Origin of the sequence: Bradyrhizobium sp. LB8.2 (genome assembly GCF_040548035.1) — a bacterium.
Taxonomy (GTDB): Bacteria; Pseudomonadota; Alphaproteobacteria; order Rhizobiales; family Xanthobacteraceae; genus Bradyrhizobium.
On sequence record NZ_JBEPQV010000013.1, the window covers coordinates 19696 to 40351 of the forward strand.

22 protein-coding genes and 1 tRNA gene are annotated in these 20656 nt (G+C 64.1%); 13 read left to right on the plus strand and 10 right to left on the minus strand.

Going from position 1 to position 20656, the window contains the following annotated elements; translation table 11 throughout:
• Positions 1-4: 4 nt before the first annotated feature.
• The 5 genes from ugpE to ABIB06_RS17430 form a co-directional block, all read right to left on the minus strand.
• Complete coding sequence (gene ugpE / locus ABIB06_RS17410; protein WP_354048887.1) at positions 5-853, minus strand: sn-glycerol-3-phosphate ABC transporter permease UgpE; 849 nt, start codon at positions 851-853, stop codon at positions 5-7.
• Positions 853-1734, minus strand: a complete 882-nt coding sequence (gene ugpA / locus ABIB06_RS17415) for a sn-glycerol-3-phosphate ABC transporter permease UgpA (RefSeq protein WP_354048888.1) — start codon at positions 1732-1734, stop codon at positions 853-855. The genes ugpE and ugpA overlap by 1 nt, the downstream gene beginning before the upstream one ends.
• Before the next feature lie 47 nt (positions 1735-1781).
• On the minus strand, positions 1782-3098 hold the full coding sequence (gene ugpB, locus ABIB06_RS17420; RefSeq protein ID WP_354048890.1) for a sn-glycerol-3-phosphate ABC transporter substrate-binding protein UgpB: 1317 nt from the start codon (positions 3096-3098) through the stop codon (positions 1782-1784).
• A gap of 406 nt (positions 3099-3504) precedes the next feature.
• A complete protein-coding gene (locus ABIB06_RS17425; protein ID WP_354048892.1) occupies positions 3505-4722 on the minus strand; it encodes a CaiB/BaiF CoA transferase family protein in 1218 nt (405 codons plus the stop codon).
• A 175-nt stretch (positions 4723-4897) separates the two neighbouring features.
• Positions 4898-5323: an organic hydroperoxide resistance protein gene (locus ABIB06_RS17430; protein ID WP_247331467.1), complete on the minus strand. Its 426-nt coding sequence runs from the start codon at positions 5321-5323 to the stop codon at positions 4898-4900.
• 151 nt (positions 5324-5474) lie between these two features.
• On the opposite strand from ABIB06_RS17430, the gene ABIB06_RS17435 reads away from it, so the two are divergent.
• On the plus strand, positions 5475-5936 hold the full coding sequence (locus tag ABIB06_RS17435; RefSeq protein ID WP_247352774.1) for a MarR family winged helix-turn-helix transcriptional regulator: 462 nt from the start codon (positions 5475-5477) through the stop codon (positions 5934-5936).
• 16 nt (positions 5937-5952) lie between these two features.
• Here ABIB06_RS17435 and ABIB06_RS17440 read toward each other — a convergent pair whose 3' ends face one another.
• The 3 genes from ABIB06_RS17440 to ABIB06_RS17450 form a co-directional block, all read right to left on the minus strand.
• Positions 5953-6195, minus strand: coding sequence for a GIY-YIG nuclease family protein (locus ABIB06_RS17440; RefSeq protein ID WP_247443153.1), 243 nt, complete (start codon positions 6193-6195; stop codon positions 5953-5955).
• 101 nt (positions 6196-6296) lie between these two features.
• Positions 6297-6372 (minus strand) — tRNA-Ala (locus tag ABIB06_RS17445).
• 66 nt (positions 6373-6438) lie between these two features.
• Complete coding sequence (locus ABIB06_RS17450; RefSeq protein WP_247352776.1) at positions 6439-6849, minus strand: TIGR02300 family protein; 411 nt, start codon at positions 6847-6849, stop codon at positions 6439-6441.
• A 112-nt stretch (positions 6850-6961) separates the two neighbouring features.
• Here ABIB06_RS17450 and aroA point away from each other — a divergent pair, with 112 nt between their 5' ends.
• The 12 genes from aroA (at position 6962) to ABIB06_RS17510 (ending at position 19018) form a co-directional block, all read left to right on the plus strand.
• Entirely contained in the window at positions 6962-8347 is a 1386-nt protein-coding gene (gene aroA / locus ABIB06_RS17455; RefSeq protein ID WP_502916554.1) for a 3-phosphoshikimate 1-carboxyvinyltransferase, read from the plus strand.
• A complete protein-coding gene (gene cmk / locus ABIB06_RS17460) occupies positions 8344-8982 on the plus strand; it encodes a (d)CMP kinase (protein WP_354048897.1) in 639 nt (212 codons plus the stop codon). The genes aroA and cmk overlap by 4 nt, the downstream gene beginning before the upstream one ends.
• 263 nt (positions 8983-9245) lie before the next feature.
• On the plus strand, positions 9246-10952 hold the full coding sequence (rpsA, locus tag ABIB06_RS17465) for a 30S ribosomal protein S1 (RefSeq protein WP_247352781.1): 1707 nt from the start codon (positions 9246-9248) through the stop codon (positions 10950-10952).
• Between the two features lie 192 nt (positions 10953-11144).
• Complete coding sequence (sppA, locus tag ABIB06_RS17470) at positions 11145-12125, plus strand: signal peptide peptidase SppA (RefSeq protein WP_354048900.1); 981 nt, start codon at positions 11145-11147, stop codon at positions 12123-12125.
• Between the two features lie 172 nt (positions 12126-12297).
• Positions 12298-12603, plus strand: coding sequence for an integration host factor subunit beta (locus tag ABIB06_RS17475; RefSeq protein ID WP_007598410.1), 306 nt, complete (start codon positions 12298-12300; stop codon positions 12601-12603).
• 71 nt (positions 12604-12674) lie between these two features.
• Complete coding sequence (locus ABIB06_RS17480) at positions 12675-13067, plus strand: lipopolysaccharide assembly protein LapA domain-containing protein (RefSeq protein WP_247352785.1); 393 nt, start codon at positions 12675-12677, stop codon at positions 13065-13067.
• A gap of 81 nt (positions 13068-13148) precedes the next feature.
• Positions 13149-13820 (plus strand): phosphoribosylanthranilate isomerase, encoded by a 672-nt coding sequence (locus ABIB06_RS17485; protein ID WP_247352787.1) that lies wholly within the window; start codon positions 13149-13151, stop codon positions 13818-13820.
• On the plus strand, positions 13817-15034 hold the full coding sequence (trpB, locus tag ABIB06_RS17490; RefSeq protein WP_247444537.1) for a tryptophan synthase subunit beta: 1218 nt from the start codon (positions 13817-13819) through the stop codon (positions 15032-15034). Before ABIB06_RS17485 ends, trpB begins: the two co-directional genes overlap by 4 nt.
• Complete coding sequence (gene trpA, locus ABIB06_RS17495; RefSeq protein ID WP_247444538.1) at positions 15031-15867, plus strand: tryptophan synthase subunit alpha; 837 nt, start codon at positions 15031-15033, stop codon at positions 15865-15867. Before trpB ends, trpA begins: the two co-directional genes overlap by 4 nt.
• Before the next feature lie 111 nt (positions 15868-15978).
• Positions 15979-16920: an acetyl-CoA carboxylase, carboxyltransferase subunit beta gene (gene accD, locus ABIB06_RS17500; protein ID WP_247331492.1), complete on the plus strand. Its 942-nt coding sequence runs from the start codon at positions 15979-15981 to the stop codon at positions 16918-16920.
• Entirely contained in the window at positions 16917-18260 is a 1344-nt protein-coding gene (locus tag ABIB06_RS17505; protein ID WP_354048902.1) for a bifunctional folylpolyglutamate synthase/dihydrofolate synthase, read from the plus strand. Before accD ends, ABIB06_RS17505 begins: the two co-directional genes overlap by 4 nt.
• Before the next feature lie 17 nt (positions 18261-18277).
• Positions 18278-19018: a metallophosphoesterase family protein gene (locus ABIB06_RS17510; RefSeq protein WP_354069156.1), complete on the plus strand. Its 741-nt coding sequence runs from the start codon at positions 18278-18280 to the stop codon at positions 19016-19018.
• A 135-nt stretch (positions 19019-19153) separates the two neighbouring features.
• Here the strand turns inward: ABIB06_RS17510 and ABIB06_RS17515 are convergent, their stop codons facing one another.
• Positions 19154-20161: an ATP-dependent DNA ligase gene (locus ABIB06_RS17515; protein WP_247444679.1), complete on the minus strand. Its 1008-nt coding sequence runs from the start codon at positions 20159-20161 to the stop codon at positions 19154-19156.
• A 147-nt stretch (positions 20162-20308) separates the two neighbouring features.
• Complete coding sequence (trxA, locus tag ABIB06_RS17520) at positions 20309-20629, minus strand: thioredoxin (RefSeq protein WP_247352799.1); 321 nt, start codon at positions 20627-20629, stop codon at positions 20309-20311.
• Positions 20630-20656 lie beyond the last annotated feature (27 nt).

The following is a 20656-nucleotide window of genomic DNA, read 5'->3' on the forward strand; positions in this document are numbered from 1 at the left end:
GGATTTACTTTTCCGTCTCCACGAGTCCGCGCACGAACAATTTCTGCATGGCGACCACGACGAACACCGGCGGCAGCATCGCCAGCACGGCGGTGGCCATCACGATCGGCCATTCGGTCAGCGCGTCGGTGGTGGTGATCATCTTGCGGATGCCGACCTGGATGGTCTGCATGTCGTCGCGCGTGGTGATCAGCAGCGGCCAGAGATACTGATTCCAGCCGAGGATGAAGAGGATCACGAACAGCGCCGCCATGTTGGTGCGCGACAGCGGCAGCAGCGTATCCCAGAAGAAGCGCAGGGGACCGGCACCGTCGATGCGCGACGCCTCCAGCAGCTCGTCCGGCACCGTCATGAAGAACTGGCGAAACAGCAGCGTCGCGGTGGCTGAGGCGATCAGCGGCAGCGCCAGGCCCGCATAGCTGTCGAGCATGTGGAGGTCGGCGACGATCTTGTAAGTCGGATAGATTCGCACCTCGACCGGCAGCATCAGGGTGATGAAGATGATCCAGAAGATCGGCATCCGGAACGGAAAGCGGAAATACACGATCGCATAGGCCGAGATGATCGAGATCGCGATCTTGCCCACCGCGATCAGCAGCGCCATCACCAGCGAGTTCAGCATCATGTTGCCGACGGGCTCGCGGGTCGAGCCGCTCGTGCCGACGAAGATGGTCTGATAGTAGACCTCGAAGAAATGACCGCCCGGCAGCAGCGACATCTGCCCGTTCGCGATCAGCGCGTTGTCCTGGGTCGAGGCGACGAACGCGATGTAGACCGGGAAGGCGACGATCGCGATCCCGATCCACAAAATGGCGTGAGCGACGTAGCGCCGAAAGCCCTCTTCCTCGACCATCAGTAGGTCACCTTGCGTTCGACGAAGCGAAACTGGATTCCGGTCAGCACGATCACCATGACCATCAGGATCACCGATTGCGCCGCGGAGCTGCCGAGATTGCCGCCGAGCAGGCCGTCGGAATAGACCTTGTAGACCAGCGTCACCGTCGACGTTCCCGGACCGCCGCGGGTCATGGTGTCGATGATGCCGAACGTGTCGAAGAAGGCGTAGACGATGTTGACGACCAGCAGGAAGAAGATCGTGGGCGACAACAGCGGGAAAGTCACGGTCCAGAAGCGCCGCATCGGACGCGCGCCGTCGATCGCGGCTGCCTCGAACACGCTCTTCGGAATCGCTTGCAGGCCGGCGAGAAAGAACAGGAAATTATAGGAGATCTGCTTCCACGCGGCGGCAAGGATGATCAGCGCCGCGGCCTGGTTGCCGTCGAGCAGCGGATTCCAGTCGATGCCGGCTTCGCGCAGATAGCGCGAGAGCACGCCGAGCGAGGGATGCAGCATGAAGATCCAGAGCACGCCGACGACGGGCGGCGCGACGGCGTAGGGCCAGATCAGCAGCGTGCGATACAGCGAGCCGCCGCGCATCGGCTTGTCCGCCATGACCGCCAGCAGCAGGGCCACGGAGAGCGAAGAGACCGCGATCGCGAACGAGAAGAAGAAGGTCCGGACGATCGCCTCGAAATAGGCGGCGTCACTGAAGAGATCGAGATAATTGTCGAACCAGACGAAGCTGGTCGAGAGACCGAAGGCGTCCTGGAGCAGGAAGGACTGAATGACAGCCTGCGCAGCCGGCCAGTAGAAAAAGATCAGGACGATCGCAAGCTGCGGCGCAACCAGCGCGTAGGGCAATAGCCTTGATTGGAAAATGGCTTGCTTCTGCATGGTGTCAGCTGAGCGGCAGGCCGGGTCGCGACCTGCCGCTCATCGCCTCACTTGACGGCGGTCTTTTCGAACTGACGCAGCATCGTGTTGCCGCGCTCGACGGCGGCATCGAGCGCCTGCTTGGCGGTCTTCTTGCCAGCCAGCGCCTGCTCGATCTCTTCCGACCAGACGTCACGCAGCTGAACCATGTTGCCGAGGCGCAGACCGCGCGAATTCTCGGTCGGCTCCTTGTTGGTCAGCTCGAGCAGCGGGGTCTCGAGGTAGGGCTGGTCCTTGTAGAAACCTTCTTCCTTCGCCTTGGCGTAGGCCGCCTTGGTGATCGGCAGATAGCCCGAGGCCTTGTGGATGTAGATCTGGCGGTCGGTGTCAGAGAGGAATGTCATGAACTTCGCAATGCCCTTGTACTCGTCGGCCGACTTGCCGCCCATGACCCAGAGCGAGGCGCCGCCGATGATCGAGTTCTGCGGCGCGCCCTTGACGTCCGGATAATACGGCATCGGCGCCGCCGTGAAGTTGAACTTGGCCTGCGCCTTGACGTTGCCGAAGAAGGCCGACGAGGTCAGGTAGATCGCGCACTCACCCGAAGTGAAGCGGCCTTCGCCTGTGTTGGTGCGACCGGCGTAGTCGTAAGTCTTGTCTTTTTGCAGCTCGACCAGCTTCTCGAGATGCTTGACCTGGAGCGGACCGTTGAACTCGAGCTTGGTGTCGAAGCCGTCGAGGCCGTTGGCTTTGCTGGAGAGCGGCACGTTGTGCCAGGCCGAGAGCTGTTCGAGATTGACCCAAGTGACCCAGGAGTTGGAGAAGCCGCAGGTCGGATGGCCGTTGTCGTGGAGCTTCTTGGCGGCTGCGAACGTCTCGGGCCAGGTCTTCGGGATCTCGACGCCGACCTTCTTGAGCTCGTCGAGGTTCACCCACATGACGGTCGACGACGAGTTGAAGGGGAACGACAGCATCTCGCCCTTGGAGGTCGAGTAATAGCCGCTGATCGCGGGCAGATAGGCCTTGGGATCGAATTTCTCGCCGGCCTCGGCCATCAGCTTGTAGACGGGCTTCACGGCGCCGGTCGCCGCCATCATGGTCGCGGTGCCGACTTCGAAGACCTGCATGATGTGGGGCGCGTTGCCGGCGCGGAAGGCCGCGATGCCGGCGTTCATCGTGTCGGCGTAGTTGCCCTTGTAGGTCGGGATCACCTTGTAGTCGCTCTGCGCCGCGTTGAAGTCGGTGGCGAGCTTGACGATGACGTCGTTGTTGGCGCCGGTCATCGCGTGCCACCACTGGATTTCGGTCGCGGCCAAGGCCGGCGAGGCCGACATTCCAACCGTAAGTGCAACAGCGGCAGCCGCCCCAAAGTGTCGAAGAGCCATCAAGTAAACCTCCCTTGGCCGTCAAAAATTGATCGCTTGCGCTAGCAGCGCCATATGACGTTCACATGACTGTGTAAGCGGCCGAAACGAAAGCGGCAAGCGCTGGAAAAGGGAAGCTGTCAAATAGGCGAATGCGCAGCGGGCAGGTTTCTTCGTTCGCGGTGCAGCATTCGGGAGTGATGGGTTGGGTCGCTGCGTCGTCAGCAGAATAGCGCGAGGCAGACGCTCGGCCCGCGGGCTCCAACCTCTCCCGCTTGCGGGAGAGGTCGGCGCAACGCGCCGGGTGAGGGCTCTCTCCTCTTGGGGAGTCTCACTGCGGAGGCACCCTCTCCCCAACCCTCTCCCGCAAGCGAGCGAGGGAGCGCACCTTCCTTGCGGCGCGTTGTCAGTTCAATAGCGTCACGCCTCAGCGCTTGCGCTCGGGGCCGCAGACCGTGCCCTGCTCGACCATCGCGTCGATCTCGGATTTGGAGTAGCCGAACTCGCCCAGCACCTCGGCCGAGTGCTGGCTGAATTTCGGCGGCAGGCGGCGCAGGCTCGGTTTGCTGCGATCAAGCCGGATCGGCGACGCCACGCCCTTGTACCAGTCCTTCTCGATGATATCGCCGCGGGCGATGGTGTGCGGGTTGGTCAGCGCCTGGTCGATCTTCTGCACGGGGCCTGCGGGCAGGCCCGCGGCGAGCAGGCGATTGCACAGCGGCTCGGCCTCGTGCTGGCTGAACACGGCGGCAAGCTCGGCGCGCAGCGCTTCGCGATTGGCGATGCGGTCCTTGTTGCGGGCAAAGCGCGGATCGGTGCCGAGCTCGGGCTTGCCGATCTCCTTGGCGAGCTTGCGGAAGGTGCCGTCATTGCCGACGCCGATGAAGATGTCGTCGGTCTTGGTCGGGAAGATCGCGTAAGGCACGAGGTTGGGATGCTCGTTGCCGGTCAGCGACGGCGGCTTGCCATGCATGAAATAATTCGCGGTGTGCGGGTGCATGATGGCGAGACCGGTCTCGTACAGCGTCGTCTCCAGGAACTGGCCCTGGCCCGAGCGCTGCCGCTCCGACAGCGCCATCAGGATGCCGATCGCCGCATAGAGGCCGGTGCCGATGTCGACCAGCGGCACGCCGATCCGCATCGGTCCGCTTTCGGGCGAGCCGGTCGCCGCGATCATGCCGGTCATGGCCTGGATGATGGCGTCATAGCCGGGATTGCCGCCGCGCGGGCCGTCGGCGCCGAAGCCGCAGATCCGGCAGTGCACCAGGCGCGGGAATTTCTCGCGCAGCACCTCGCTGCCGATGCCCCATTTCTCCAGCGTGCCCGGCTTGAAGTTCTCGATCAGGACGTCGGCGGTCTCCAGCATCTTGAGCAGCACGAGACGGCCGCCCTCGGAGGCGAGGTCGAGGCCGATCGAGCGCTTGTTGCGGTTGATGCCGATGAAATAGGCCGCGTCTTCCTCGTGGAAGGGAGGGCCCCAGTCGCGCACCTCGTCGCCTGCGGGCGGCTCGACCTTGATCACGTCGGCGCCGTGGTCGGCGAGGATCTGGGTGCAATAGGGACCGCCGAGCACGCGCGTGAGATCGATGACGCGCAGGCCGCTCATTGCGCCCGTGGCAGCTCCGGAACTGGCGGCTTCAGTCATGCCTTTGCTTCCCCTGTGTCGATATTGATCACAGGCCTAGCGAGGTTCGTCTGAGCCAGCAATGGCTTGTTGCGGGGGGCCGCATGCGCCGCGGCTGCGCCATCCCGCCGAATGGCAAATCAAACGGAAGCGGCCGGCCCGAGGAGAATCCCGGGCCAGCCAATCCAATCTACGATCAGACGACCGTCAGGCGGACGTCGACATTGCCGCGCGTTGCGTTGGAATAGGGGCACACCTGATGAGCCTTCTCGACCAGTGCCTCAGCTTCGGCACGGGCAAGGCCCGGCAGCGATACGGCAAGGTCGATGTCGAGACCGAAGCCGCCAGCGGCGCGCGGGCCGATACCGACGGTCGAGGTCACCGAGGCGTCGGCCGGAACCTTCGGTCCGCCCTGCGAGGCCACGAATTTCATCGCGCCGATGAAGCAGGCGGCATAGCCGGCCGCAAACAGCTGCTCGGGATTGTTGCCTTCGCCGCCGCCGCCGCCGAGCTCCTTCGGCGTGGTGAGCTTGACGTCGAGCGCGCCGTCGAGGGTCGCAGCATGGCCGTCGCGGCCGCCGGTGGCTTTTGCGCTGGTCTTGTAGAGCACATTCACGGACATTTTTGGTCTCCCTGGGTTTTCGCTGGTGCAATCTTTATCGCAGGCAATTAGATTGCGCGCAATTGAAATTATGGTGCCTCACATTTAATTGTTCGCAATTGAATGTGCCGCCGGCCGGCCCCAGAATGGAGCAAGTCTCGTGAGATTCTCTATGCCCCGGAAATCATCGGCAGCGGATCAGCCGCTGCGCCTCGACAATCAGATCTGCTTCGCGGTCTATTCGGCCGCGCATGCCTTCAACCGCGTCTACAAGCCGCTGCTGGACCGGCTCGGCCTGACCTATCCGCAATATCTGGTCATGCTGGTGCTGTGGGAGCGCGACGACGTGCCGGTGAAGGACATCGGCGAAAAGCTGTTCCTGGATTCGGGCACGCTGACGCCGCTGCTCAAGCGACTCGAAGCCGCCCACCTCGTCAAGCGCACGCGCTCGCGCGAGGACGAACGTCAGGTCCTGATCGCGCTAACGGCGCAGGGCCACGCCTTGAAGGACAAGGCGCGCGCCGTGCCGCAATCGATCCTGGCAGCGTCGGACTGCTCGGTCTCGGAACTGGTCACGATGAAGGACGAGATCGTCGCGCTGCGCGACCGGCTCAATGCGGTGATCGGGGAGTAGGGTTAGGTTTACGTGCTTAGGACAGCCGCTTCTTCGTGAATGCTCGGCCGGAGTGAGACTTCAGGTACGCTTCAAAAGCGAGCGCTTTGTACTTGTCAGGGAAGGCGCAGTACCAGATCAGCTTCCAAGGCTTAAACTTGGCGGTGTGGGTGGATTTGCCAGCATTGTGCTCTGGAATCCGCCGCTTCAGATTTTCCGTGGCCCCAACGTATTCCTGCTCGGGAAATTCGATGCTGCGGAGGATGTAGACGTACCACATTGACGATTATCGCCTGGGCAGCCGCTGCGTGGGAATGTCACCAGTCCGTCTTCGCCCTTCGGGCTTCGCCGGACACCACGCGTAGCCCGAAGGGCGAAGCGTGGTGGAGCCAGGCGGGATCGAACCGCCGACCTCTTGCATGCCATGCAAGCGCTCTCCCAGCTGAGCTATGGCCCCTTAACCGTCCGACGCGCCGCGGGTGACGCGTCGGGAAAGACCCAGAACCACAGTTCTGGGATTATCTCAAGTCTCTTCATCACCGGTGACATCACCAATGATGTCGGTGACGTCCTCATCGCCCTCTTCGTCGTCGGCGATAAAGGTCGAATCATCGTCATCGTCGTCGTCGATGGTCTCGTCGGCCTCGATGTCGTCCTCGGATTCGGGCACGACGGCCTTGACCTTGCCGGTGTTCTCCTCGGCATCGGCCTCCTCGAGCGAGACTTCCTCGACTTCCGCCGGCTCCGGCTTGGTGTCGGCGGCTGCTGCCGCGTGGCGGGCTTCGGCGCCGCGAGGCGCGCGAGCCGGCGCCACGGGCGCGATCGGCACGACCTCACCGGTGTACGGCGAGATCACCGGACTCTTGTTGAGGTCATAGAACTTCTTGCCCGTGGTTGGGCAAATACGTTTGGTTCCGAGTTCGGACTTGGCCACGGCAGAGGAATCCTGGAAATGTCTGAAAAGCGGTGTTTCACTTGGCTAGTTGGCGGCCCGCTGTCAATAGCGCATTACGGGAGAACGACATGCCCGTGACGGCGGAGAGACCATGTGGTACCTGCCCGCGAGCCCAGAGGGCACATCCAAGGACACAATCTTGACCCATTCCGACAAGCCGACGCCGCTTCAGTCGCGCGCCAGCGGCCCCCTGACCGGAAAAGTACGGGTGCCTGGGGACAAGTCGATCTCCCACCGCGCCCTCATCCTGGGCGCGCTCGCGGTTGGAGAGACCAGGATCTCGGGCCTCCTTGAGGGCGAGGACGTCCTCAACACCGCAAAAGCCATGGAAGCGCTCGGCGCCCGGGTCGAGCGCATAGGTGATTTCACCTGGACGGTGAACGGCGTGGGTGTTGCCGGCTTCGCCGAGCCCAAGGCGCCGCTGGATTTCGGCAACTCCGGCACCGGCTGCCGGCTGGTCATGGGCGCCGTCGCCGGCTGCCCGATCTCGGCGGTGTTCGACGGCGATGCCTCGCTGCGCAGCCGGCCCATGCGCCGGATCCTGGACCCATTGGAAAAGATGGGCGCGAAGGTCGTCTCCGGTGGCGAGGGCGGCCGTCTGCCGCTGACCGTCCAGGGCGCGCGCGATCCGCTGCCGATCACCTACAAGACCCCGGTCGCCTCGGCCCAGATCAAATCCGCCGTGCTGCTCGCGGGCCTGGCCGCGCCGGGCACCACCACGGTCATCGAGACCGAGGCCAGCCGCGACCATACCGAGCTGATGCTGAAGCACTTTGGCGCCGACATCACCTCCGCGCAGGAGGGCCAGCACGGCCGCCGTATCACGCTCGTCGGTCAACCTGAGCTGCATGGCGCCAATGTCGTCGTGCCCGCCGATCCCTCATCGGCGGCGTTTCCCATTGTTGCTGCGCTGATCGTCGAAGGCTCCGATGTCGTCCTGTCCGACGTCATGACCAATCCGCTGCGGACGGGCCTGTTCACGACGCTGCGCGAGATGGGTGCCTCGATCGAGGAGAGCGGGGTGCGTGGCGACGCCGGCGAGCCGATGGCGAAGCTGCGCGTGCGCGCTTCGAAACTGCGTGGTGTTGTGGTGCCGCCGGAGCGCGCGCCCGCGATGATCGACGAATATCTGGTGCTGGCGGTGGCGGCCGCCTTCGCCGAGGGCACGACCATCATGCGCGGCCTCCAGGAGCTGCGCGTCAAGGAATCCGATCGTCTCGAAGCCACCGCCGCCATGCTCCGCGTCAACGGCGTGAAGGTCGAGGTCTCCGGCGACGACCTGATCGTCGAAGGCCGCGGCCACGTCCCCGGCGGCGGCCTCGTCGCCACCCACATGGATCATCGCATCGCCATGTCCGCGCTGGTGATGGGCTGCGCGTCCGACCAGCCCGTGACCATCGACGACACCGCCTTCATCGCCACCAGTTTCCCGGATTTCATTCCGATGATGCGTTCGCTTGGGGCCGAATTTTCATGATCATCGCCATCGACGGGCCCGCGGCGTCGGGCAAGGGCACGCTCGGCAAGCGTCTTGCCCACCATTACGGCTACCGTCACCTCGATACCGGCGTGATCTATCGCGCGGTGGCCTATTCGCTGATTCAGTCCGGGCATGATCTCAGGGACGAGGCGGCGGCGGTCGCGGCAGCGTTGGAACTCGATCCCGAAAAGTTCGGCAATCCCGCCCTGAAGACCCAGAAGGCCGGCGAGGGCGCTTCCATCGTCTCGGCGATCCCCAAAGTCCGCGAGGCCCTGGTCGGTTTTCAGCGGCAATTCGCTGCCGATCCGCCCGGCGCCGTGCTCGATGGGCGGGATATTGGAACCGTGATCTGCCCCCATGCCGACGTGAAGATCTTCGTCGTCGCCGACCCCATGGTGCGCGCCCGCCGCCGGACCATGGAGGCCAAGGCGCGGGGCGAGGAGGCCGACGAGGCGGCCGTGCTCGCCGACATCATCCAGCGCGACGAGCGCGACAAGAACCGGCCGATTGCGCCGTTAAAGCCGGCCGCGGATGCTTACTTGCTAGATAACTCCCAACTGGATATAGAAGGCGGCGTCCGGGCCGCCATCGACATTATCGAGGCCGTCCGAGCGGGCCGGTCGCGGGGTTAAGCCGCTGCCGTCATTGGAGGAAGCGCCCGCTCCCGCTCTTTGAGGTCGATACTTCGGTCCCTGTTCGGGACCGACGCGATCAGGCTCCGGACAACGATTTCCACGTATCGAATGCGCGGGCCTCAGCCGGCCCGCTTCCGCTGTTCCGGTGCCAGGCCGGGGCAACGAGCGGTCGCTCGAAGGTTCTGCGGACCTTCCGACACTGCGCGTACGATGCGCCCATGAACCCAACGGCCGGCACGACACCCGCAACTGGAGAACAAATGGCTTCGACTTCTGCTGATACCTATAGCCCGTCGCGCGACGATTTCGCCGCGATGCTCGACGAGTCCTTCGCAGGTGGCAACCTGCAGGAAAGCTCCGTCATCAAGGGCAAGGTTGTTGCAATCGAAAAGGACATGGCCGTCATCGACGTCGGCCTGAAGACCGAGGGCCGCGTCGCCCTGCGCGAATTTTCCGGCCCCGGCCGTGAGAGCGAACTCAAGGTCGGCGACGAGGTGGAAGTGTTCCTCGATCGCATCGAGAACGCCCTCGGCGAAGCCGTGCTGTCGCGCGACAAAGCGCGCCGCGAAGAGAGCTGGGGCAAGCTCGAGAAGGCTTTCCAGAACAACGAGAAGGTCAACGGCGTCATCTTCAACCAGGTTAAGGGCGGCTTCACCGTCGACCTCGACGGTGCCGTGGCCTTCCTGCCGCGTTCGCAGGTCGATATCCGTCCGATCCGCGACGTTGCGCCGCTGATGAACAACTCGCAGCCGTTCCAGATCCTCAAGATGGACCGCCGCCGCGGCAACATCGTCGTGTCCCGCCGCACGGTTCTCGAAGAGACCCGCGCCGAGCAGCGCCAGGAGCTGGTGCAGAACCTCGAAGAGGGTCAGGTCATCGACGGCGTGGTCAAGAACATCACCGATTACGGTGCGTTCGTTGATCTCGGCGGCATCGACGGCCTGCTGCACGTCACCGATATCGCGTGGCGCCGCGTCAATCATCCGACCGAGGTGCTCTCGATCGGCCAGACCGTGAAGGTCAAGATCATCAAGATCAACCACGAGACGCACCGCATCTCGCTGGGCATGAAGCAGCTGCTGGACGATCCGTGGCAGGGCATCGAAGCCAAGTACCCGCTGGGGTCTCGCTTCACCGGCCGCGTCACCAACATCACCGACTACGGTGCGTTCGTCGAGCTCGAGCCGGGCATCGAAGGCCTGATCCACGTCTCCGAGATGTCGTGGACCAAGAAGAACATGCACCCCGGCAAGATCGTTTCGACCTCGCAGGAAGTCGAAGTGCAGGTGCTGGAAGTCGATTCCGTCAAGCGCCGCATCTCGCTCGGCCTCAAGCAGACCATGCGCAACCCGTGGGAGGTCTTCGTCGAAGGTCACCCGACCGGTTCGACGGTCGAGGGCGAGGTCAAGAACAAGACCGAGTTCGGTCTGTTCCTGGGCCTCGAGGGCGACGTCGACGGCATGGTCCATCTCTCCGACCTCGACTGGAAGGTTCCGGGCGAGCAGGTGATCGACAACTACAAGAAGGGCGACATGGTGAAGGCCGTGGTGCTCGATGTGGACGTCGAGAAGGAACGTATCTCGCTCGGCATCAAGCAGCTCGAAGGCGACCCCTTCGCCGAGCCGGGCGATGTCAAGAAGGGCGCGGTCGTGACCTGCGAAGTGCTCGAAGTGAAGGAGGGCGGCATCGAGGTGAAGATCATCGGTACCGACTTCGCCACTTTCGTGAAGCGCTCGGAGCTCGCCCGTGACCGCAACGATCAGCGCACCGAACGTTTCGCCGTCGGCGAGAAGGTCGATGCCCGCGTGATCCAGTTCGACAAGAAGGCCCGCAAGGTCCAGGTGTCGATCAAGGCGCTCGAAGTCGCCGAAGAGAAGGAAGCCATCGCGCAATACGGCTCCTCCGATTCGGGAGCGACGCTCGGCGACATCCTCGGCACCGCGCTCAAGAACCGCGACACCAAATAAGCGAAACGTACGTTTCGCTGCATCAAAGCCCCGGCGCAAGCCGGGGCTTTTTTGTGTGCGCCCGGCTACGCGGCCTCCGCCGAGCCAGGCCTTGTTTACTTCAAATTGCGCCGCAATTGATGTATCCAGATAAGCCAATGGTCATGCTGTGACGGCACAACGCGCTTGGCCCTTCATTTTGGAGATATTCCGATGTCGCTCGATTCGGACATCATCGTCGATCGCCGCAGGATCCGCCGCAAGCTGACGTTCTGGCGCGTGATGGCCGCGCTGATCGCGATCGCGGCGATTGCAGGCTTCGCGCTGGTGGCGACACCAGGTGCGCGCGGCACGTTCGCGTCCGCCGGCTCGATCGCGCGGGTCCAGATCGAGGGCCTGATCCGCAGCGATTCCGATCGCACGCAGGCGCTGGAGCGGCTGGAGAATTCGCAGGCTGCCGCCGTCATCATCCACATCAACTCGCCGGGCGGCACCACCGCCGGCTCCGAGCAGCTCTATGATTCGCTTGTGAGTCTGAAGGCAAAGAAGCCTCTCGTCGTCGTGGTCGAAGGGCTTGCGGCGTCCGGCGGCTACATCACCGCAATCGCCAGCGACCACATCATCGCCCAGCAGAGCTCGCTGGTCGGCTCGATCGGCGTGCTGTTCCAGTTTCCAAACTTCTCGGAGCTGCTGAAAACCGTCGGCGTCAAGGTCGAGGAGGTGAAATCCACGCCGTTGAAGGCCGCGCCCAACGGTTTTGAGCCGACCAGCCCCGAGGCGCGGGCTGCGCTCGATGCGCTGGTGAAGGACTCCTATGCCTGGTTCAAGGGCCTGGTGAAGGAACGGCGTGGCATGGATGACACGCAGCTCGAGAAAGTGGTTGATGGCCGTGTCTTCACCGGACGCCAGGCGATCGATCTCAAGCTGATCGACCAGATCGGCGACGAGAAGACCGCCGTGACCTGGCTGGTCGAGCAGAAGGGCGTCAAGAAGGGGCTCTCCGTGCGCGATTACAAGTTGCAGCCGCGCTTCGGCGATCTGCCGTTCCTCAAGACTGCGGCCGCAGTGACGCTGGAAGCGCTGGGTTTAGGCTCGATTGCGCATCAAATCGGACAAACCGGCGTCGCTCAGGCGGTCGATCGGATCGGAATGGATGGAATGCTGGCCTTGTGGCAGCCGGCGGCGTCGAACTGACCGGCGCCGGGCGAGCCCCAGAAGCTTTTCCCGTTCGACGCGTGCCGGGCCAGCCCGCTTTTTCGGCATTTGTCACGCATTTTCACGACGCTCAATCTTCATTTAGCGTCTTGACAGATCACGGTATTTTCACGGAAATGGTCATCCGCACGCTCCCGGGTCCTATCTCTCAATGATCAAATCCGAACTTGTTCAGCGTATCGCCGAGCACAACCCGCATCTGTACCAGCGGGATGTCGAGAACATTGTGAATGCGATTCTCGAAGAGATCGTAGCGGCTCTCGCGCGCGGTGACCGCGTCGAGTTGCGCGGCTTCGGTGCCTTCTCGGTCAAGCATCGCCCTGCACGCGCAGGGCGCAATCCGCGCACCGGCGCCCATGTGCCCGTCGACCAGAAGAGCGTTCCGTTCTTCAAGACCGGCAAGGAAATGCGCGAACGGTTGAATCGCGACCATCCGGATCCAGGCGCGCCAGACTGAGGCCGACGTCAGGGTTTCCCGCGGTCGCGAGCGATGGGGCCGCAAGCTTGATTCAAGGCGAGCGAAGCGAGATGCGAAAGTTCCTGACCGCGCTGATCGTGATTCCGCTGGGCCTGATCCTGATGGTCTTTGCCGTCGCCAACCGGCAATTCGTCACGGTCTCGTTCGATCCCTTCGTTTCCAACGATCCGTCATTCTCGGTCACGCTGCCGCTGTTCCTGCTTCTGATCGTGGTGGCTGCGCTCGGGGTCTTCGCAGGCGGCTGTGCCGTCTGGTTCGGCCAGCGGCACTGGCGGCGTGCGGCGCGCCGGAATGAGGCGGAGGCCCGGGCCGCACGGGGCGAACTGGCCGATCTGCGGGCCCAGGCGGCCGCAGCAAGGCCCGAGTCCCAGCGCCTCCCCGTTCCCTTCGGGGTGGGCCTTTACGGGCCGGTCGGGCGAGACAAGCAGCGCGCGAGGTTGTAGAAGCGGCCGCAACCGACAACCCTGTTTTCCGGCCGCCGGCCCGCGGCCTCCATTTGCTTTGAGCCCATATCCTTGGAAAACATGTCCCTGCTCGTCAAAATCTGCGGCCTGTCCACGCCCGAGACGCTCGAAACGGCGCTCGACGCGGGTGCCGACATGGTGGGGTTCGTGTTCTTCCCGCCGTCGCCGCGGCATTTGTCGCTGGAGGCGGGGCGGGACCTCGGCCGGCAGGTGAAACGGCGCGCGCTCAAGCTCGCGCTCACCGTCGACGCCGACGACGCGACGCTCGACAACATCATGGACGCGCTGTCGCCGGACATTTTCCAGCTTCACGGCAAGGAGAGCGTGGCGCGGCTGCGCGACATCAAGCAGCGGTTCGGTCGCCCGGTGATGAAGGTCGTGCCGGTCGCAACATCAGCCGATCTCGCCGTGCTGCCTGGCTACCTCGCGGTCGCCGATCGCATCCTATTCGACGCACGCGCGCCGAAAGACGCGACCCGGCCCGGTGGCCTGGGTGCGCCGTTCGATTGGCGCCTGCTCGAAAACCTTGAGCTCGCGCTGCCGTATATGGTTTCGGGCGGGCTACATCCAGGGAACGTCGCCGAAGCCCTTCGCGTCACCCGCGCCGGCGGTGTCGACGTCTCCTCCGGTGTCGAGAGCGCACCGGGCGTGAAGGACCCCGAGATGATCAAAGCCTTCATTCGCGCTGCGCGCGCAAGCCAAGATGCAAGTCAAAAGTTGAGCGTCCGATGAATAGCGTAAAACCCAATTCCTATCGTAGCGGGCCCGACGAGCGCGGCCATTTCGGCATTTTCGGCGGACGCTTCGTCGCCGAAACCCTGATGCCGCTGATCCTCGATCTGGAGAAGGCCTACACCGAGGCCAAGGCCGATCCGGCCTTCCAGTCCGAGATGAACGGCTATCTCAAGAATTATGTCGGCCGGCCCTCGCCGCTTTATTTCGCCGAGCGTCTGACCGAACATCTCGGCGGCGCAAAAATCTACCTCAAGCGTGAAGAGCTCAACCACACCGGCTCCCACAAGGTGAACAACGTGCTCGGCCAGATCATGCTGGCGCGGCGCATGGGCAAGAAGCGCATCATCGCCGAGACCGGCGCCGGCCAGCACGGTGTCGCCACTGCGACGCTGTGCGCGCGCTTCGGTCTCGACTGCGTCGTCTATATGGGCGCCGTCGACGTCGAGCGGCAGCAACCCAATGTCATCCGCATGGAAATGCTGGGCGCCAAGGTGATCCCGGTGCAGTCGGGCACGCGCACGCTGAAGGACGCCATGAACGAGGCGCTGCGCGACTGGGTCACCAACGTGCACGATACCTTCTACTGCATCGGCACTGTCGCCGGTCCGCATCCCTATCCGACGCTGGTGCGCGACTTCCAGTCGATCATCGGCAACGAGACCAAGGCGCAGATGCAGGAGATCGAAGGCCGCCTACCGGATTCGCTGGTCGCCTGCATCGGCGGCGGCTCCAACGCGATGGGCCTGTTTCATCCGTTCCTCGACGATTCCACCGTCCAAATCTTCGGCGTCGAAGCCGCCGGCCACGGGCTGACGCAACTGCATGCCGCCTCGATCGCGGGCGGCCGTCCCGGCGTGCTGCACGGCAACCGCACCTATCTCCTGATGGATGCCGACGGCCAGATCCAGGACGCGCATTCGATCTCGGCCGGCCTCGACTATCCCGGCATCGGCCCCGAGCATTCCTGGCTGCACGAGATCGGCCGCGTGAACTATCTCTCCGCGACCGACGACGAGGCGCTCGCAGCGTTCCAGTTGTTGTCAAAACTGGAAGGCATCATCCCCGCGCTCGAGCCGGCACATGCCATCGCCAAGGTGATGGAGCTCGCGCCGAAGCGGGCAAAAGATCACCTGATGGTCGTCAACCTCTCCGGCCGCGGCGACAAGGACGTCCCGCAGGTCGGCGACATCCTGAGGGGCAAGAGCAAGTGACCACGCGTATCGACACCCGTTTCGCCGAGTTGAAAAAAGCCGGCCGCGCGGCCTTCGTCACCTTCGTGATGGCCGGCGATCCCGATCCGGCGACCTCGCTCGAGATCATCAAGGCGCTGCCGAAGGCGGGCGCCGATGTGATCGAACTCGGCATGCCCTTTACCGATCCGATGGCCGACGGCCCGTCGATCCAGGCCGCCGGCCTTCGCGCGCTCAAGGTCGGCATGACGCTGAAGAAGACGCTCGATCTCGTGCGCGGCTTCCGCAAGGACGACAACGCCACGCCGATCGTGCTGATGGGCTATTACAACCCGATCTACATCTATGGCGTCGACAAATTCTTAGGTGATGCGAAAGCCGCCGGCATCGACGGCCTCATCATCGTCGACTTGCCGCCGGAAGAGGACGATGAGCTCTGCCTGCCCGCGATGAAGGCCGGCCTCAACTTCATCCGCCTGGCGACGCCGACCACGGACGACAAGCGCCTGCCGGCGGTGCTCGCCAACACCTCGGGCTTTGTCTATTACGTCGCGATCACCGGCATCACAGGCGCGGCGGCGGCTGACGCCTCCTCCGTGAGCGAGGCGGTTACCCGTATCAAGCGGCACACCAAGCTGCCGGTCTGCGTCGGCTTCGGCATTCGCACGCCGGAGAACGCCCGCGCCATTGCGTCCCATGCCAATGGCGCCGTGGTCGGCACCGCGCTGATCGACGCCCTCAAGAACAGCCTCGATGCGGACGGGCGCGCCACCGGCAAAACCGTTAACGCCGTCGCCGAGTTGACGGCGGCCCTGGCCCAGGGCGTCAAGGGCGCGCAACAGGCGGCGGAATAGGCCACAATTCCGCTTTTCGGGCGGGCGACACGGCGGCTTGCCGGGCCGGGGCCCGGCCGCCATATATCCCTTCAGGCGATCCGCAAGGCGGGTCGCACATCGGAGCAAACCATGAACTGGCTTACCAATGTGGTCCGGCCGAAGATCCGCAACATGCTGCGGCGGGAGACGCCGGAGAATTTGTGGATCAAGTGCCCGGATTCCGGACAGCTCGTGTTCTACAAGGACGTCGAGGCCAACCAGTTCGTCATCCCCGGCTCGAACTACCACATGCGCATGAACTCGGTGGCGCGTCTGAAGTCGATTTTCGACAACGAGACCTGGTACGACGTCGCGCTGCCTGACGTCACGCCCGATCCGCTCAAATTCCGCGACGAGAAGAAATACGTCGATCGCATCAAGGATGCACGCGCGCGGACCAATCTGAACGACGCGATCAAGGTCGGGTACGGCAAGCTCGAAGGCGCCGCCGTCGTCGTCGCCGTGCAGGATTTCGATTTCATGGGCGGCTCGCTCGGCATGGCCGCGGGCGAAGCCATCGTGCGCGGGCTCGAGCTTGCGGTCGAGAAGAAGTCGCCGTTCATCGTGTTCGCAGCGTCAGGCGGCGCGCGCATGCAGGAAGGCATCCTGTCGCTGATGCAGATGCCGCGTACCACCGTCGCGGTGCAGATGCTGCGTGAGGCAAAACAGCCTTACATCGTCGTGCTGACCAACCCGACCACCGGCGGCGTCACTGCGTCCTATGCAATGCTCGGCGACGTGCAGATCGCCGAGCCCGGTGCGCTGATCGGTTTTGCCGGCGCGCGCGTGATCGAGCAGACCATTCGCGAAAAGCTCCCCGAGGGTTTTCAGCGCGCCGAATACCTCAAGGAGCACGGCATGGTCGACATGGTCGTGCACCGCCACGAATTGCGCCCGACCCTGGCGCGGCTCTGCCGGCTGTTGACCAGGGCGCCGGCGCTGGAGAGCGCCTCGAAACCGGTGCAGCCGGTCGTCAGCCCGGCGCAGATCGTATCGGCTCCCGAGACGGCGCCGGCCGCGCCGCACGCGTGAACACTTCCTCCGACAGCGCAAAGCCGTCGCTCGGCGACTTGATCGCGCGGCTGTCGGTCCTGCATCAGAAGCGCATCGATCTCGGGCTGGAGCGGATGCACCGCCTGCTCGAGCGGCTCGGTCATCCTGAAAGCAAGCTGCCGCCGGTGATCCATATCGCCGGCACCAACGGCAAGGGCTCGACGCTCGCTTATCTGCGCGCGACGCTGGAGGCCGCGGGCCTCCGCGTCCACGCCTACACCTCGCCCTATCTCGTTCGCATCAACGAATGCTTCCGGCTCGGCCGCGTTGGCGGCGGCGTGCTGGTCGGTGACGACGAATTGCGCGCGGCGCTGGAAGAGGTCGAGCGGGTCAATGCCGGCGAAGCCGCCACCGTGTTCGAGCTCAAGACTGCGGCTGCGTTTCTTCTGTTCGCGCAGAAGCCGGCCGATGTCGTGCTGCTCGAAGTCGGCCTCGGCGGCCGGCTCGATTCGACCAACGTTATCGATACACCAGCGGCCTGCGTGATCACGCCTGTCAGCATGGACCACATGGATTTCCTCGGTGACACCTTGACCTCGATCGCCGGCGAGAAGGCCGCGATCATCAAGCGGGGCGTGCCCGTCATCTGCGCCGAGCAGTCGGGCGAGGCGATGGCGGTGATCGAGGCGCAGGCCAAGCGCATGTGCGCGCCGTTGTTTGCCGCGGGCGAGAGCTGGCACGTCAATGTCGAGCACGGGCGGCTGGTCTATTCCGACGATCGCGGTTTGATGGATCTGACGGCGCCGCGCCTGTTCGGCCGCCACCAGTTCGACAATGCCGGCCTCGCGATTGCGACGCTGCGGGCCACCAACGCCTTCAAGATCAACCAGGCGGCCTTCGAAGCGGGCATCGTCGGCGCCGAATGGCCGGCGCGGATGCAGCGCATTACGTCCGGCGAGTTGCTCTCCTGGGGGCCGCAAGGATCGGAGATCTGGCTCGATGGTGGGCACAATGCCGAGGGCGGCCGCGTCGCGGCGGCAGCGCTCGGCGATCTCGAGGAGCGGGTGTCGCGACCGCTGGTCGTCATCGCCGGCATGATGGCCAACAAGGACGCGCGAGCGTTTCTGGCCAATTTCGCCGGTCTGACCCGTCATATCATCGCGGTGCCGATTCCCGACACCGATAACGCGATGCCGGTCGACATCCTCGCGGATGCCGCGCGCAGCCTCGGCATGCGTGTCGAGCCCGCGCCGGGTATCGAGGCCGCACTGCGCGCATTGGCGAAGCTCGCCTACGAAGTGCCGCCGCGCATCCTGATCACCGGCTCGCTCTATCTCGCCGGCCACGTGCTGGGGCTCAACGGCACGCCTCCTGCATAAGGGTTGCGGTGACCAACATGCGTTTTGCCGCGATTGCCGACGTCCACGGAAACTATCTCGCGCTGGAGGCAGTGCTCGCCGACATTCGCGCGCAGGGCATCGCCGAGATCGTCAATCTCGGCGACATGCTGAGCGGGCCGCTCGACGCGCGCCGCACGATCGAGATCCTGATGAAGCTCGATGCCGTACACGTGCTCGGCAATCACGACCGCTATCTGCTCGACCGTCCCCCGGAGAAGATGGGTTCATGGGATCGCCCCGCCCATGCGCAGCTGGATGGCACGCAGCTCGACTGGCTGCGCGCCCAGCCGATGACGCGGGTGTTCCGCGATCAGGTTTTCCTCTGCCACGCGACGCCCGGCAATGACGAGGTCTACTGGCTCGATACCGTGCATCCCGACGGCGCGGTGGCGCTGTCGCCGCTCGATCGCATCGAGCAGTTTGCGCAAGGCATCGCGCAATCATTGATCCTTTGCGCCCACACCCATCTTGCCCGCGCCGTACGGCTTCGCGACGGAAGGCTGATCGTCAATCCCGGCAGCGTCGGCAGTCCCGGTTATCGCGACAAGCATCCGTTCCCGCATGTCGTCGAAGCCGGCACACCGCATGCGCGCTATGCGATCGCCGAGCGCATCGATGGCGCCTGGCAGATGACGTTTCGTCACGTCGCGTACGATCACGACACGATGGCCGCGCTGGCGCGTCGCAACGGCCAGCCGGAGTTGGCGAACGCGCTGGCGACGGGATGGATTAGATAGCCCCGCTCGTGTCCCGGACGCGGCGCGGCATGAAATGACGCGACGCAGAGCCGGGACCCAGCAGGCGGTGGGCCCCGGCTCTGCAGCGCACCGCTGAAGAAGCGCTGGGCTGCGTCCGGGGCACGAGAGCGATCGTCATCCAAGCAACTTCATCGGATCCGCCACCTTCTGCTTCAGCTGCTCGAAGCTGCATTGCCGCGGTGCCTTGTCGGGGCGCCAGCGCAGGATCGAGGTGCCGTGGCGAAAGCGCTCGCCGCTGAAATGGTCGTAGCAGACCTCGATCACGAGCTTCGGCTTGAGCGGACACCATTTTGCCGAGCGCTCCGTGGACCAGCGGCTCGGCCCGCCCGGCGCGTTACCGGTGAAGCCCGGCTCGCCGATCAGCGCTTCCAGCCGATCGGTCAGAGCAGGCCTTTCTGTCGCCTTGATCGCCGAGGTGAAGCCGACATGGTGAAGCAGACCTTCGTCATCGTAGAGTCCGAGCAGCAGCGAGCCGACCACGCTCCGGCCGGCGAGCTTGTTGGTGGCATAGCGGAAGCCGCCGACGACACAATCGGCGCTCCGGAATTTCTTGATCTTCTGCATGCCGTCGCGATTTCCCGCCTGGTAAGGCAGGTCGATGCGCTTGGCGATGACGCCGTCCGAGCCGCCGCCGGATTGCGCCAGCCATTTTTGCGCGGTGGCGTAGCTTGTCGCCGCCGGTGAGAGGCGGAAGATGCTGGCTTTCAGGTTGGCTTTCGCAAACGCTTCCAGCGCCGGCCGCCGCTCGCCGAGCGGCTCTTTGGCAAGCTGCTTCTCGCCAGCCGTCGCAAGCAGATCGAAGACGAGATAAAGTGCCGGCGTGTCCTGAGAGAGCTTGTTCACGCGGCTTGAAGCGGGGTGAATGCGCTGCAGCAGCGCGTCGAAAGAAAAGCTTTTGCCGTGCGGCACGACAATCTCGCCGTCGAGCGTGAAGCAATCCGCCTTCAGCTTCAGTGCCGCGGCGACGATCTCGGGGAAGTAGCGCGCGAGGTCCTCGCCGGATTTCGAGCGCAAATCAATGCTGCCGCCATTGCGCGATAGCAGGCAACGGAAGCCATCCCATTTCGGCTCGTATTGCCACTCCTTGCCGCGCGGGATCGCATCGACGGACTTCGCCTCCATCGCAACGAGAGATGTCGATTTTCGTGCGCGCTTTGCAGGGGCCGCAGGCAAGGGGCTGGGACTCGTCATACGCTGGACATGTCCCATCAACGCAAAACGGCCGACTTTCGCCGGCCGTTTCCAAAAAATAATCTTGTGCGAGGCGGATCAGACCGCGGAGGTGATCCACTGCTGCAGCTTTGCCTTCGGCGCTGCGCCGACCTGGCGGGAAGCCATCTCGCCGCCCTTGAAGATCATCAGGGTAGGGATCGACATCACGCCATACTTCGACGCGGTCTTCGGGCTCTCATCGACGTTGAGCTTCACGATCTTGACCTTGTCGCCCATCGCGCCGGAGATCTCGTCGAGCGCGGGTGCGATCATGCGGCAGGGACCGCACCATTCAGCCCAGAAATCGACAACCACCGGACCGTCCGCCTTGAGCACTTCGGCTTCGAAATCGGTGTCAGAAACTTTGCCAACGGCCATGGGAATACCTCGTACCTGAGAGAAGGA

Excerpts from the sequence above, each read along its gene's own strand:
- ABIB06_RS17425 (WP_354048892.1), bottom strand. The coding sequence starts at position 4,722 with ATGACTGAAGCCGCCAGTTCCGGAGCTGCCACGGGCGCAATGAGCGGC.
- ugpB (WP_354048890.1), bottom strand. The coding sequence starts at position 3,098 with ATGGCTCTTCGACACTTTGGGGCGGCTGCCGCTGTTGCACTTACGGTT.
- ABIB06_RS17485 (WP_247352787.1), top strand. The coding sequence starts at position 13,149 with ATGTCCCTGCTCGTCAAAATCTGCGGCCTGTCCACGCCCGAGACGCTC.
- ABIB06_RS17430 (WP_247331467.1), bottom strand. The coding sequence starts at position 5,323 with ATGTCCGTGAATGTGCTCTACAAGACCAGCGCAAAAGCCACCGGCGGC.
- rpsA (WP_247352781.1), top strand. The coding sequence starts at position 9,246 with ATGGCTTCGACTTCTGCTGATACCTATAGCCCGTCGCGCGACGATTTC.
- sppA (WP_354048900.1), top strand. The coding sequence starts at position 11,145 with ATGTCGCTCGATTCGGACATCATCGTCGATCGCCGCAGGATCCGCCGC.
- ABIB06_RS17435 (WP_247352774.1), top strand. The coding sequence starts at position 5,475 with ATGCCCCGGAAATCATCGGCAGCGGATCAGCCGCTGCGCCTCGACAAT.
- trpB (WP_247444537.1), top strand. The coding sequence starts at position 13,817 with ATGAATAGCGTAAAACCCAATTCCTATCGTAGCGGGCCCGACGAGCGC.
- ugpE (WP_354048887.1), bottom strand. The coding sequence starts at position 853 with ATGGTCGAGGAAGAGGGCTTTCGGCGCTACGTCGCTCACGCCATTTTG.
- ABIB06_RS17475 (WP_007598410.1), top strand. The coding sequence starts at position 12,298 with ATGATCAAATCCGAACTTGTTCAGCGTATCGCCGAGCACAACCCGCAT.
- trxA (WP_247352799.1), bottom strand. The coding sequence starts at position 20,629 with ATGGCCGTTGGCAAAGTTTCTGACACCGATTTCGAAGCCGAAGTGCTC.
- ABIB06_RS17440 (WP_247443153.1), bottom strand. The coding sequence starts at position 6,195 with ATGTGGTACGTCTACATCCTCCGCAGCATCGAATTTCCCGAGCAGGAA.
- ABIB06_RS17510 (WP_354069156.1), top strand. The coding sequence starts at position 18,278 with ATGCGTTTTGCCGCGATTGCCGACGTCCACGGAAACTATCTCGCGCTG.
- accD (WP_247331492.1), top strand. The coding sequence starts at position 15,979 with ATGAACTGGCTTACCAATGTGGTCCGGCCGAAGATCCGCAACATGCTG.
- cmk (WP_354048897.1), top strand. The coding sequence starts at position 8,344 with ATGATCATCGCCATCGACGGGCCCGCGGCGTCGGGCAAGGGCACGCTC.
- ABIB06_RS17515 (WP_247444679.1), bottom strand. The coding sequence starts at position 20,161 with ATGGAGGCGAAGTCCGTCGATGCGATCCCGCGCGGCAAGGAGTGGCAA.
- aroA (WP_502916554.1), top strand. The coding sequence starts at position 6,962 with ATGTGGTACCTGCCCGCGAGCCCAGAGGGCACATCCAAGGACACAATC.
- ugpA (WP_354048888.1), bottom strand. The coding sequence starts at position 1,734 with ATGCAGAAGCAAGCCATTTTCCAATCAAGGCTATTGCCCTACGCGCTG.
- ABIB06_RS17480 (WP_247352785.1), top strand. The coding sequence starts at position 12,675 with ATGCGAAAGTTCCTGACCGCGCTGATCGTGATTCCGCTGGGCCTGATC.